The following is a 12581-nucleotide window of genomic DNA, read 5'->3' on the forward strand; positions in this document are numbered from 1 at the left end:
GAGCTACGAGCGTGATCAGTATAGCGGTTTCCAGTCAAAAAGGGGGAGTGGGGAAGACCACCGTCTCGATCAATTTGGCCCATGCCTTTGCCCGGGCCGGGCTGCGAACCCTGCTGGTGGATGCGGATCCACAGGGCTCCGTGGGCCTTTCGCTAACGCGCCAGTCCCGGATGCTTTCCGGCTTCTACGACTATCTGGCGGATCCGGGAATCCCTCTGGACCGCTTGCTGGTGCCCACCCGTCTGGAGACTTTCACGCTGGTGGCCAGCGGTCAGGCGAGCGACTACGAAGTGGGTGGCGCTCCGACCGGGGCTCATCTGGCCCGCGTCCGCGGCTTCATGCGGGCGGTGGAGGCCCGTGGCTTCGACCTCTGCATCGTGGATACTCCCGCGGGGCTTTTCGGGCTCACGGCAGATATCATCGCCTCCAGCGATTCCGTGCTGGTTCCGCAGCAAGCGGAGCCGCTGGGCATCCGCTCGGTCCCGAAGATGCTCGAGGGTCTGAGCCGCCTGCGGGTCATCCATCCGCGTCTGGTGGTGCTGGGAGTGCTGATGACCATGGTCCAGCATGAGATGGCGGAGAGCCGGGAATCCGTTGCCGCGCTGCGCCAGCTGTTGCCCCAGGACCTGATTCTCCGGACCATGATCCCGAGGGATGCGCTTTTCGTGAAAGCCAGCGCCCGGGGGCTTCCCGTGGGTGTTCTGGAAGACGGGGCGGGGGCCCTCGCGGTCTTTGATTCCCTGCGGGCGGAGATTGAGGCAAAACTCGAGCGGTCGGGCACTCCGGCTCACCCCCTTCGCCATGGACCCGCTTGAACCGTGGATCGACGCCTCGGCGGTGCGCCGGCTGGCGGAGAATCTTCTATCAGAACCCCGCGGAATCCCCGTGGAGGCCAATCCCGACGCGGGCTTTGGCCAAGAGTTCGTAGGCTTTGCCGTGGATCGCCCCAAGACTGCGGAGCCGCCTTTTACCGCGCCGCCTGCAGTCCCTGACGTGGCACCGCTGGCTCCGGCCCGGGAAGTCCCGCCGCCGCCGAGCGCGCCCTCACCGCCGCCTGTTAGCGAGGCACCGCCCCGGGTTTTCACGCCGGTGCAGGAGGTCGCTCCAGCCCAAGCTCCGGCTTCGCCACCTCAGCCGCCGCCAGTTCCGCCGCAAGCGATTCCTGTGCCGGTGCCTGCTCCGGCAGCGCCTGTATCCACAGCAGCATCTGGCCCGGCGCCAGTGGCTTCCCCACAGGAGCGCAGGGGGCCTCTGTTAGATCGTTTGATGCGTTTCCGGGAACTCCTCATGCGCCACACCGGCGCGCAGGGTGTCTTCATCCTCGATCGGGAGGGGAAGCCGGTGATGGAGGATCCTGCGTTCGGAAAGCTCCACTTCCTCGCCCGGAGTCTCGCACAGGCCTACCGTCCCGTGGCCGGACAGGCGGGGAACGTGCATGTGAAGGTGGGCTCCAATGCGGTGCTGGAGGTAGTGCCGGTGGAAACTCCCTTCGGCTGGCTGGTGCTCGGGGCTGTACTTCCGGGTCCGCTGAGCGCGGCGGCGGTGGCGGAGATTGCCGCTGCCCTGCGCCTCGCTGCGACCCCGCGTGAGGCGGGAAACTAAGCGGCGCGAAGGATCGGCGGTCCCGTTATGACAGATAGGAAGCACGTAGTTGGTACAAAAAACGGTTCGTAATCTGTGCGACAGGATGTGATTACTCACTGTCAGCCAGTCGCTAAGATCAAGCTATCGGTAAAATCACCGACGCTCATTTGCTTGCATTGCTTACCGCCCTTTCAGCCATCCGCCAACTGGGCGAATCGGCCATTTCGGCCAAGGTGCCAACATGCGTTTGGAAACCCTTAAGTCGCCCGCTGTTCGCCGCTACGTCCTCGCCTTTCTAGGCCTTTCACCCCTGTTGGTTTTTTCCGCCAGCCGAGCCGCTGACGTCCCGGCACCGCCGGTCAGCCTCGTCTGGAATGCGAATCCGGAAAGCAACATCGCCGGATACAAGGTCCACTTCGGCACCGCGAGTGGCACCTACAGCCAAGTGATCGATGTCCAGAACCAGACCAGTGCTGCGCTGCCGCAGCTGATCCTGGGCAATACTTACTATCTTGCCGTAAGCGCCTATAACGCCGACGGCCAAGAGAGCCCGAAGTCCACCGAGATGGTTCTTTCCGCCACCCCGCCGGCACCCGCTGAAAGCACCTCGCTCACGGTCTCCGGACCGGGCAATGGCAAGCTGGCATGGAAGCACCCGAAGAGCGCCACGACCTCCGCAGTCGGCGGCCCGGCGGAAGGCTTCGCGGTCTACGGCAGCGAGGATCTCGTGAACTGGACTCTGGTCCAGAATGTCGATGCCACGCAGGCAACCCGCAGCGATAGCCAGTATTTCTACTTCGAATGGCCCTTCAGCGCCACGAAGGGGAAGATGTTCTACAAGGTTGGTGCCGGGAATGCCTTCGGCGAGACCAAGTGATTTGATTGAACCCGTTTTGGAGGGAGGAGAAAACCCGCCCGGTGCCGCGATGCCCTCGCGCACCGGGCGGTGTTGTTTTCGGAAGATAGGTCCGGAGGGGAAGGCATAGGGCCTGTGGAGGCAGAGGGGAAACCGGCCTCCCGTCACGGGCTGCTTGAATTTACAGCTCCGCCCCCTTCACGTGCCGTTTTCGGTCAAAAAAGTGAGATTCCACGGGGGATGACTTACCCGGGGTTGCACCGTGTGGGTTTTCCCTTATTAGGGCGCGTCGCCATAGCGTTTCTGCCTTTGGCGATTTTTACGCTATGTCTGCCCACACCGATTTCCGCAGCCGTCACCTCGGGGCCATCGGCTCCGACCGCGAAGAGATGCTCCGTGCCACCGGTTATGATTCGCTGGATGCGCTCATCGCCGACACCGTTCCCGCTGGCATTCGTTCGGATGCTGCTTTGGAACTGCCCGCTGCGAAGTCGGAGCCGGAGGCGCTCGCCTGGTTGAAGGCGATCATGGGTAAAAACAAAGTGCTGAAGTCCTTCATCGGCCAAGGCTATTACGGCACCCATGTCCCCGGTGTGATCCTGCGGAACATCTTGGAAAATCCGGGCTGGTATACCGCCTACACGCCCTATCAGGCGGAGATTGCCCAGGGCCGCCTGGAGGCGCTGTTGAATTTCCAAACGCTCATCACTGAACTCAGCGGGCTGGATGTGGCGAATGCCTCGCTGCTTGATGAAGGCACTGCTGCTGCGGAGGCGATGAGCCTGGCGCTGGCCGGTGCCCCGAAGGGCAAGGTCTTCTTTGTTTCCGATGCCTGCCATCCGCAGACAATCGACGTGGTGGTGACCCGCGCGGAACCGCTGGGCATCGAGGTGAAGGTGGGCGATTGGCGGACCTTTGATCCTGCTTCCTGCGAGGGGCTCTTCGCGGTGCTTGTCCAGTATCCGGACACCTACGGCACGGTGGCTGACTACGCCGCTTTCTTCGAGAAGGCGAAGGCCGCGAAGGCGGTGACGATCGTGGCGGCGGACCTGCTCGCGCTGACGCTGCTGAAGGCCCCGGGTGAATTTGGCGCGGAGATCTGTGTCGGCTCGAGCCAGCGCTTTGGCGTGCCTTTCGGCTTCGGTGGTCCGCACGCCGGCTTCATGTCCTGCAAGGATGCCCTGAAACGCAAGCTGCCTGGACGTCTCATCGGTGTCTCGGTGGATTCCCGTGGCAAGCCGGGCTTCCGCCTTTCCCTGCAGACGCGGGAGCAACACATCCGCCGTGACAAGGCGACTTCGAACATCTGCACCGCGCAGGTTCTGCTCGCGGTGATGGCTTCCATGTATGCCGTGTATCACGGCCCTGAAGGCCTGAAGCACATCGCGAAGACGGTGAATGAGAAGACGGCCGCGCTGGCCGCTTCCCTGACCGCTGCCGGAGTGAATGTGGTGAACGAGAGCTTCTTCGATACGCTCACGATTTCCGTGACGGACGCCGATGCCGTCCTGGCTGCCGCGGTGGAGAAGGGGATCAATCTCCGCAAGATCGATGCGAAGCGTGTGGCGGTTTCCTTCGACGAAACGACCACCGATGCCGATGTGGCGGCGGTGGCGAATGTGCTGGGTGCGAAGTCGCTCTCTTCCGACAAGACCAGCGCATGGCATGCGGATCTTTCCCGCAAGTCCGCCTTCCTCACGCAAAAGGTCTTCAACTCCTATCACTCCGAAACGGAGATGCTGCGCTACATCAAGCGCTTGGAGTCGAAGGATCTCGCGCTGAATGAATCGATGATCGCGCTCGGCTCTTGCACGATGAAGCTGAATGCGACTTCCGAGATGATGCCGCTGAGCTGGCCGGAAGTGTCCTCGGTACATCCTTTCGTTCCCGCCGATCAAAGCGCGGGCTATCGCGAGATGCTGGGCTTGCTCGAAGGCTGGCTGGCAAATGTCACGGGCTTCGCGGCGGTTTCCTTGCAGCCGAATGCGGGCTCGCAGGGCGAGTACGCCGGCCTGCTGGCGATCCGCCGTTACCATCTTTCCCGTGGTGACACGCACCGCGATGTCTGCCTGATCCCGGTGTCCGCGCACGGCACGAATCCGGCCTCCGCAGTGATGGTCGGCATGAAGGTCGTCGGCGTGAAGTGCGACGAGCAGGGCAACATCGACGTGCCGGACCTGAAGGCTCGTATCGAGGAGCACCGCGAGAACTTGGCCGCGCTGATGGTCACCTATCCTTCGACGCATGGCGTGTTCGAAGAGACGATCGTGGATATCTGCGAATCGATCCACGCGGCCGGTGGCCAAGTCTACATGGACGGCGCGAACATGAACGCGCAGGTGGGCCTTACCAGCCCGGGTGGCATTGGTGCCGATGTTTGCCATCTGAACCTTCACAAGACCTTCTGTATCCCGCACGGCGGTGGTGGTCCCGGCGTGGGCCCGATCGGCGTGGCGGAGCAGCTTGTTCCATTCCTGCCGGGCCATCGCGAGCTGGACTCGAAGGAAGGTCCGGTATGCTCGGCTCCTTGGGGCAGTGCATCGATCAACACGATCTCCTGGATGTATATCGCGATGATGGGTCCGGATGGCCTGAAGGACGCCACCGAGCTGGCGATCCTCAATGCGAACTATGTGGCGAAGCGTCTGGCACCCTTCTTCCCGGTGCTCTACACCGGCACGAAGGGCCTGGTGGCACATGAGTGCATCATTGATGTCCGTCCGCTTTCCGAGAAGAGCGGTGTCACCGTGGAAGATGTGGCGAAGCGCCTCATGGACTACGGTTTCCACGCTCCTACCATGAGCTGGCCGGTCGCCGGCACCCTGATGATCGAACCTACCGAGTCCGAGGCGAAGGTGGAGCTGGATCGCTTCTGTGATGCGATGGTTTCCATCCACGGGGAGATCATGGCCGTGATCAATGGCGAGGCGGACGCCACCGACAACGTGCTGAAGAACGCGCCGCACACCGCGGACAGCGTGATCGCGGATGATTGGTCGCACGCCTACGGCCGAGAGCAGGCCGCCTACCCGCTGCCCTATCTGCGGAACCACAAGTTCTGGCCTTCCGTCGGACGTATCGACAACGTCCATGGCGACCGCAACTTGGTCTGCACCTGCGACAGCGTGGAGGCCTACGCGGCAGCCGCGCAGTAGAAGGCAGCGAGTGCAAGTAGCAGGGGCAAGAGTATCCTCCTGAGGATTTTTGCCCCTTGCTACTGCCGCCGGCTACTTGCTACTTCCCGCGCGTGACCCCACCTTCACCGATCGATTGGGCAAGCTGGCGAGCGGAAATCCACGCGACGCTGCTCTTCATCATCAAGGACGGGGAAATCCTCCTGATCGAGAAGAAGCGTGGTCTCGGGGCGGGGAAGATCAACGGCCCCGGGGGAAAGATTGATCCGGGGGAGACGCCCTTGGAGTGCGCTGTCCGCGAAACCCGCGAGGAACTGGGCATTACGGCCCTCAGGCCGGTGAAATATGGAGAACTCCATTTCGCCATGTCCGATATTCCGGACATCCTCTGCCACGTCTTTCTGGCGAGGGATTTCACCGGGCATCCGGTCGAGACCGAGGAGGCCAAGCCGCTGTGGTGCCGTCTGGCGGACATTCCCTACGACCGGATGTGGAAGGACGACATCCATTGGCTGCCGCTGCTGCTGGACGACCGCAAATTCCATGGCCGCTTCATCTTCACCGGCGAGGACGTGGTCTGGCAGCATATGGAGCATGACGTCCACTGGCCGTCTTCAGCGGCCGTGCCCTAAGTCTCCCTGATCTTACTGAAAGGGGCGGGCGAGCCTTTACCGAGGGGTGTCTGCCGTAAGTCAGTATTCCATATATCCTCCGCATGGTTTATCTCTTTTGAGAACATGTCTCAAATAGCGGAGGTGATAAAGTGAAACGCCCGTTTTCCAACGTGGGAAAACGGGCGGCTTTTGAAGGTTGAAAGTTCTGGTTAGAGAGCCGACTTGAGCGAGTTGAACTGGGTCTTAAGCTTGGCCAGTTCCTTCTCCGCCCGGGCGATCTGATCGTGAAGAGCCTGAAGCTTGGAGAGCTTCTTGCCGATCGGGCCGGCAACAGCAGCACCGCCCGAAATGACGGCTCCACCGCCCGCACCAGAACGGATCCAGCTCGAAATGGTAAGGGGTGATATCTTGTATTTCTTCGAAGCGGCGCTCTGACCGCCACGACCCTTCTCGGAATTCACCTTGTCCACGTAGGCGATGATATCCGCCTTTTCTTTCGCAGTGTAACGGCGGCCTTTCGCCGCGTTGACGTTGGAGTTGCTCATGACTCTCAAGCCCTAGTCCCGAGGTGCCTGATTCGCAAGCCGAAACTTGAGTCAAGACAGGCTTTTTTCATATATGCGTAGTTCTACGCTGAGTGTCACATGTACGTGGTAGATTGTGGAATGCTGTCATTACCAAAAACAGACATGTGAGGAAGATTGAGCCGGGTTTTCAGCCTTGGTTCGGTAAATCAGTGGCTTACGAGGGGTGTAACTTTTTTTAAAACGAAGACGGGCTGGAGTTTGGGTCGGAAACGCTTTCCCGGGAAGTGCCTCGGGAGGGTGAACAAGACGAGGGGAAGAGAGGGCGTTTGGGTCCGTTAGAGATCGTCCTGGCCTGGATGATGATGTCTCGGGCGTTGCTTCGGTTGCCTTCCGATGTCGTTAAGGGCGAATTGGAAATAGCGATCCGTTAAGCTTTCGATGTGCGCCTCTTAATCGAATTCTAATACTGTTAGAATCCGATTGAGACGGGTTATCAATAGGATGCCTTAATGGCCTTGGGTCGCGTACCGTGTGCCGTCCGGAAGGACAACATTTCCAAAATCCGCCATGTCGGTGAGCCAAGCATCCGCACCCAATCTTACCGCTTCCCGGGCCACCACGCCGCCGAAACCGATGAACAGATCGACCTCTCCCTTGGCCTCGAGATCGGAAACGCCATCGCCCATCATTACCACGACTTCCGGCAGCATGGCCTTCTTCCATTCGCGGATGACTTCCGGCTTGCCGCCGTTTCGCGTGGTAGGGTAGTCGACGCCATATCCGGCATAGCCGCCGTCGTCGTCGAAATAGACTGGCACCGCTTCCACGTGATCGATGCCAAGTTCCTTTGCCAGAGGGTGGATCAGCGGGGCAAATCCGCCCGAGAGGATCACGGGAGTCCAGCCATCCGCCTTCAGTTTCTCGATGACTGCGGCAACTCCCGGAACCATCGTGTCGATATAGAGTCGTGCTACGGCCTCGGCGGTGGCGCGGTCGGGACGAATGATCTCCATGCGGCGACCGAAGACCTCATTGATTGGGACCTCACCGTTCATGGCTTGGTTGGTAAGGTGCTCCACCATTTTGAAAATTTCCGGTCCGCGGGCCCGGCCGAGCTCATCAATTCCCTCAATGGTGGAGAGCGTGGAGTCGCAGTCGAAAAAGATTACTTTCCCGTGTTTCCGGGTCGGCGGAAGGATTTCGGCGGTCATTCCGGGCTCCACGAGATCATGAAGTTCGATGATATGCTCGTTTGAGAGACGAATGCAGCCCCAGCTCGCGGGGGTGCCGAGCTTGTCCTCCTGGTCGGTGCCGTGAAAATAGATGTAGCGGTCGAAGGTGTTCGCGTTCTCCGGTTCCAAGCCGCTGATCCGGATGATGCGGGTTAGCACGTGGTCCGTGCCGCTCTCTTCCCCTGGTTGCCAGAGGCCGACCGGTTCGCGTGCGACGAAGATCGTACCTGATGGCTGGCCCTCCCCGATCTTCTGGACGATCACAAAGCGGCCAGTGGGGGTGCGAAGGCTTCCTGAGGTGAAACCTACTCCTTTGGCGGCGGTTGAAACCGGCCATTCCCGGATCAGATCAGCTCCATCATAGAGGCGGAGCATCTGGTCATCGACGGAAACTTCGAGGCGGCGGTTCTTCATGGCGGTGCTTGGAGTGCGATCAGGGAGTTCTTCCCTCCGAGGGCGGAGGCGAGTTTGAAAACAGTGGCGGAGCGGGAAAGGTCGCCTGAGCTCATTGCCAGTCCGGTCGGGCAGCTCAGTTGGAGCGTCGGAGTAGGCAGCTTTCGTTCACCAAGGATCGCCGCGAGGATTGCGGTTTCCAGCAAACCGCCGCCACCGATCCCGTGACCTGTGAATGACTTGATCAGGCAAAGCCGGGTGTCATCCCCGAGTCCGCTGCGGATCGCCGCGGGTTCAAGCCGGGCATGGGAGGCGGTGCCGCTGGCATGGGGGCAGAGAAGTTCAGGCTGGCCAAAGGCCGTGGCCGCTTCCCGTAGCAATGAAACAATCCCCGGAGCTCCGGCGGGCATGCCGATGGCGTCCGCCGCATCGGAATTCGAGCGATACCCAGCCAGGCGTGGTGCGGTTTCCTTGGCGGTTGCCTCGAGGGCGATCGCCGTTGCGGCCTCCGCGGGCAGGATTCCGGAAGTTTCCGGGTTATAGGGGTCGTTGAGATTGTTTTTCGAAAGGATGCCGGTGGCGGCGTAGCTATCGAGCAGGGCAGGGGAGAGCGGCAGGTCCACCGCTACGACCAGTGCCCGCTTTGCCATTCCGGCAGAGAGCCAGAGGCCGGCCATGCCGAGGGCATCAAGCCCCGCGGCGCAACCGCTCGCCTGAACTTGCCAAGGTCCCTTGATGCCGAGCTCGATGCTGATCGCCGCGGCGGGCTCGCTGTGTAGCGAGTTGCTGGCGGACATCAGAGGGAAGGCCCGGCGCTCAGGCCAAAGGTCGATCCAACCTGCCGCGGTTCCGCGGCTGGTGCCGAGGAAGAGTGCCGAATCCGCCAGATCCTCCGCCGACCATCCTGCTCCGGCAATGGCGGAGCGCGCCACGTGGAGTGCTGCCATGCTGGCCGGAGCCCATTTGCGGCTGATCAAGAGCTTCCGCCGTTCGATCCAGGAAGCCGCCAAGCCGGCGTGCGGGCTGCTACTGCCTAACAAGCCCGATAGGGGCCGGAAATTCGTGCGTCCCGTGCGGACCGCCTCGACATGCGCAGGCATGTCTTCGCCCAGCCCGGAAAGCGCCCCGAGGCCGGTGATGGAAAGCGGCGTGTCGATGGGAGGGACTAGCGGCTCGGGACGGGTCCTGCCAACGAGGAATTTCTGCAAGGCCTCAAATGCTGGGCCGCGGTCCGGCGGGAGGAATAGGCGGGAATAACTTCTGCAGCTCCCCGGGCAGCTTACGGATCAACTCGTCCGGAACCTTGTCATCCGAATGGTGTGGCTTGCCCTCGAAGATCGCCGGGCCGCTGCGCCCGCCGCTCTCATCGTTCAAGGAATAGTGGAGTTCCTTGCTGCCATTGAAGAACCAGAGCCGCTGCGGGGACTCGACATAGACGAACCACGGATCCCCGGGGGAAGCGAGGCTGACGCCGCCTGAGGAAGATCCGCCGCTCGATCCTCCGCCCGACAGGGGGCGGCTGATATCGAAGCTCCAGTGAATGGATGATCCTGCCCCGGTCAGCTCCAGCCTGCTGGTCACCTTCGCGTCGGAGTAATCATAGACCCCGGTCTTGTTGACGGTGGTGCCGGGGATCAGCGAGTTCGCCACGGCGGGAGTGCGGGGAGTCACGATGACCGTCGATTTCCTGCAGCCGGAGAGGCCGGCCGCGGGCAGCAGGCACAGGATGACGAGGTTTCGCAGCGAGTTCATGGGAGGCGGTGGTTCCGGTTACTCTACGAAACGGATCGCCGGAAGACGACCTATTCCATGCATGATACACCTTAAGGAGCGTCCGCCCGCTTCAAGCCCACGAGGCATTCCCGCGAAAGCCAAGGCCGTTCCCGAAGACGGAGAATCAAGCTGCCTCCTAGGAGACTTATAGCATCTCCTCGACGAACTTCTGCTTGCTGAAGAGGGCAAACTGCTCCGGTTCTTCCCCGGTCCCCAGGAAACGCGGGGCGATGCCAAGCTGGTCGTAGATCGAAACCGCCACGCCGCCTTTTCCTGAGCCGTCCATCTTCGTGACGATCAGTCCGTCGAGAGGACAAGCCTTGTGAAATTCCTTCGCCTGCTGGAGCGCATTGGCACCCGTGGTGGCATCCACCACCAGCAGGGTGAGGTGTGGGGCGCTTTCGTCGTTCTTCGCGAGGGTGCGTTTGATCTTGGAGAGCTCCTCCATCAGGTTGTGGCGCGTGTGGAGCCGGCCGGCAGTGTCGCAGATAAGATACTTCGAACCATCGGCGATCGCCTTTTGGTGGGCATTGAAGCACACGGAGGAAGGATCGGCGTTCGGCTGGCCTTTCACCACCGGGATGTCCAGGCGCTGGCCCCAGCGTTCGAGTTGCTCCACGGCGGCGGCGCGGAAGGTATCCGCAGCGGCAAGCACCGTCGGCTGGCCGCGGCGCTGGAGCCAATGAGCAAGCTTCGCGCAGGAAGTGGTCTTCCCGACGCCATTGATGCCGACCACGAGGAATACGAAGGGCTTTCCGTCCAAACGGGGCAACAGCGGCGGAGAGTCCGGCGGCAAGCGGTCGGCGACGTTCCTGCGGGCCACGTCGATGACATCTTCCGCGGTGATCTGGCGTCCCAGGTCCCGGAGCTCCTGGACAATCTGGATGGCGAGCTTTGGTCCCAGATCCGCGGTGACAAGTTCGGCCTCGAGGTCGTCCCAGTCGATTTCGGCCTTGTTCGCGAGCTTGTTGTAGAGGGATTTGAAGAAGCCAGCCATGAGGTGGCCGGGCTTCTAGCGGGTGAAAAGCGCCGGGGCAAGCACGGCGGGAGGCTGATCTCCCGGCAAACTGGCGGGCCGGATGCCGCGAAATCACGGTGATGGGGCGGGGCGATGATCTTTCGCGAGTTTTTGAAGTTGAATGCCGCCACGGCATCAGGGTTCAATCGGGGGCCCGGACGAGTTGTCCGGGCATTTCATTCGCATGAGCCAAGGATACAGAGGACGAGGTGGTGGTGGTCGTGGATCGCGCAACGGCCCCCGCGCGCGCAAATTAGGTCCAGACGGAGAAGAAAAGTCCGTCGAGGTCGAAGGGACGATCACCTCCGTTTTGGCCGGAACCCAGTTCCGCGTCCAGCTTCAGAGCGGCCACGAGGTGCTGGCCCACATTTCCGGAAAGATGCGCAAGCGCTTCATCCGCCTCGTCGTGGGTGACAAGGTGAAGATGGAAATGTCTCCCTACGACGTCTCCAAGGCACGCATCACTTATCGTCTGGGTTGATCCCCGGCGACCAAGTGCCAGATTTTCAAGAAAGGCGGACCGCTCGGTCCGCCTTTCGTATTTCAAGGAAAAGGTCCCGCGGGGCCCCGGCTGCTCAGGCCGGTTCCTCGTTCTCTTCGCTCTCTTCGTCCTCCGTCGCGCGGGCGGCGGTGTGCAGCCGACGCTCGATCTCGATCTCGCCCAGCAGGTGCGTCTGGCGAAGGACGAATTGGTTCATCTTCATCAGCTCCAGCACCGCCAGGAAGGTTACGATAACTTCCGCCTTGGTGGTGGCGCTCTCGAAGAGGGAGTCGAACTTTGCCGCCTGGCCGGGGACAAAGCGGTGGAGAAGCATCTCGATCTTGTCCGCCACGGTGTAGCGGTCGTCCACGATGTCACCGAGATCGTGGGACTCCTCGAAGCGCTTCAGGACGTTCTGGAATGCCCGGATCAGGTCGAAAATCGAGACCTCGGCCAATGTCGCGGGCTCCTCGGGAAGTTCCGGCTTCTCCGGTTGGAAAGCGAAGGAGCCCTCTTGCTCGACTTCCTTCAGGGAAAGGAAACCGGCCGCGTCCTTGAACTTCTTGTACTCGATCAACTGGCGGATCAGGTCCCAGCGCGGATCGTCCTCCTCGGCATCCTCTTCCGGCGGCTGGTCCTGACGGGGGAGCAGGGTCCGGCTCTTCAGATACATGAGGTTTGCCGCCATCAGCACGAATTCCGCCGCCAGATCGATGTTCAGCAGCCGGAAAGTGTCGATGTACTCGAGGTACTGCGCGGTGATCCGCGTGATCGAAATATTGTGGATGTCCACCTCATCCTTCTTGATGAGATAGAGGAGCAGGTCCAATGGGCCTTCGAAAATATCCAGTCTGACCTTATAGTCGGTGCCTTCCACGGCCGGATGCGTAGGGGATGAACGGGATACGCGCGAGGGGAAATTTGCGCTCGCCTGACGGATTCGGCCTGACTCTAATCCGCCGTCCCCCT

General features: G+C 61.4%; 11 protein-coding genes and 1 pseudogene. 6 read left to right on the plus strand and 6 right to left on the minus strand.

Translation table 11 applies throughout. The features are described 5' to 3' along the window. Positions 1-11 precede the first annotated feature (11 nt). The 5 genes from HHL09_RS23275 (at position 12) to HHL09_RS23295 (ending at position 6206) form a co-directional block, all read left to right on the plus strand. On the plus strand, positions 12-815 hold the full coding sequence (locus HHL09_RS23275; protein ID WP_277349135.1) for a ParA family protein: 804 nt from the start codon (positions 12-14) through the stop codon (positions 813-815). After that, entirely contained in the window at positions 802-1602 is an 801-nt protein-coding gene (locus HHL09_RS23280) for a hypothetical protein (RefSeq protein ID WP_169457067.1), read from the plus strand. Before HHL09_RS23275 ends, HHL09_RS23280 begins: the two co-directional genes overlap by 14 nt. 223 nt (positions 1603-1825) lie before the next feature. Beyond that, positions 1826-2461: a fibronectin type III domain-containing protein gene (locus HHL09_RS23285; RefSeq protein ID WP_169457068.1), complete on the plus strand. Its 636-nt coding sequence runs from the start codon at positions 1826-1828 to the stop codon at positions 2459-2461. A gap of 305 nt (positions 2462-2766) precedes the next feature. Beyond that, positions 2767-5595, plus strand: a complete 2829-nt coding sequence (gene gcvP, locus HHL09_RS23290; protein ID WP_169457069.1) for an aminomethyl-transferring glycine dehydrogenase — start codon at positions 2767-2769, stop codon at positions 5593-5595. 92 nt (positions 5596-5687) lie between these two features. Further along, complete coding sequence (locus HHL09_RS23295; RefSeq protein WP_169457070.1) at positions 5688-6206, plus strand: 8-oxo-dGTP diphosphatase; 519 nt, start codon at positions 5688-5690, stop codon at positions 6204-6206. Positions 6207-6397: 191 nt separating this feature from the next. Here the strand turns inward: HHL09_RS23295 and HHL09_RS23300 are convergent, their stop codons facing one another. The 5 genes from HHL09_RS23300 to ftsY form a co-directional block, all read right to left on the minus strand. Continuing rightward, the gene (locus HHL09_RS23300) at positions 6398-6733 is read right to left on the minus strand and encodes a hypothetical protein (protein ID WP_169457071.1); all 336 of its coding nucleotides are present in this window, start codon (positions 6731-6733) and stop codon (positions 6398-6400) included. Positions 6734-7221: 488 nt separating this feature from the next. Next, positions 7222-8361 carry an HAD-IB family phosphatase gene (locus HHL09_RS26620; RefSeq protein WP_240963692.1) on the minus strand — a complete coding sequence of 380 codons (1140 nt, stop codon included), beginning with the start codon at positions 8359-8361 and terminating at the stop codon, positions 7222-7224. Next, positions 8358-9548 carry a beta-ketoacyl synthase N-terminal-like domain-containing protein gene (locus HHL09_RS23315; RefSeq protein ID WP_169457072.1) on the minus strand — a complete coding sequence of 397 codons (1191 nt, stop codon included), beginning with the start codon at positions 9546-9548 and terminating at the stop codon, positions 8358-8360. Before HHL09_RS23315 ends, HHL09_RS26620 begins: the two co-directional genes overlap by 4 nt. A gap of 4 nt (positions 9549-9552) precedes the next feature. Next, complete coding sequence (locus HHL09_RS23320) at positions 9553-10092, minus strand: hypothetical protein (RefSeq protein ID WP_169457073.1); 540 nt, start codon at positions 10090-10092, stop codon at positions 9553-9555. A 166-nt stretch (positions 10093-10258) separates the two neighbouring features. After that, on the minus strand, positions 10259-11110 hold the full coding sequence (ftsY, locus tag HHL09_RS23325) for a signal recognition particle-docking protein FtsY (RefSeq protein WP_169457074.1): 852 nt from the start codon (positions 11108-11110) through the stop codon (positions 10259-10261). Between the two features lie 289 nt (positions 11111-11399). On the opposite strand from ftsY, the pseudogene infA reads away from it, so the two are divergent. Then, positions 11400-11612, plus strand: a pseudogene (gene infA, locus HHL09_RS26625) (translation initiation factor IF-1); the annotation flags it as partial. A gap of 94 nt (positions 11613-11706) precedes the next feature. Here the strand turns inward: infA and HHL09_RS23335 are convergent. Continuing rightward, positions 11707-12489, minus strand: coding sequence for a segregation and condensation protein A (locus HHL09_RS23335; RefSeq protein ID WP_169457076.1), 783 nt, complete (start codon positions 12487-12489; stop codon positions 11707-11709). Positions 12490-12581: the final 92 nt, after the last annotated feature.

This window comes from Luteolibacter luteus, assembly GCF_012913485.1.
In the GTDB taxonomy this organism is placed as follows: domain Bacteria; phylum Verrucomicrobiota; class Verrucomicrobiia; order Verrucomicrobiales; family Akkermansiaceae; genus Haloferula; species Haloferula lutea.

Coding starts and splice junctions, on each gene's coding strand:
- gcvP (WP_169457069.1), top strand. CDS start 2,767: ATGTCTGCCCACACCGATTTCCGCAGCCGTCACCTCGGGGCCATCGGC.
- HHL09_RS23285 (WP_169457068.1), top strand. CDS start 1,826: ATGCGTTTGGAAACCCTTAAGTCGCCCGCTGTTCGCCGCTACGTCCTC.
- HHL09_RS23320 (WP_169457073.1), bottom strand. CDS start 10,092: ATGAACTCGCTGCGAAACCTCGTCATCCTGTGCCTGCTGCCCGCGGCC.
- HHL09_RS23280 (WP_169457067.1), top strand. CDS start 802: ATGGACCCGCTTGAACCGTGGATCGACGCCTCGGCGGTGCGCCGGCTG.
- HHL09_RS26620 (WP_240963692.1), bottom strand. CDS start 8,361: ATGAAGAACCGCCGCCTCGAAGTTTCCGTCGATGACCAGATGCTCCGC.
- HHL09_RS23300 (WP_169457071.1), bottom strand. CDS start 6,733: ATGAGCAACTCCAACGTCAACGCGGCGAAAGGCCGCCGTTACACTGCG.
- ftsY (WP_169457074.1), bottom strand. CDS start 11,110: ATGGCTGGCTTCTTCAAATCCCTCTACAACAAGCTCGCGAACAAGGCC.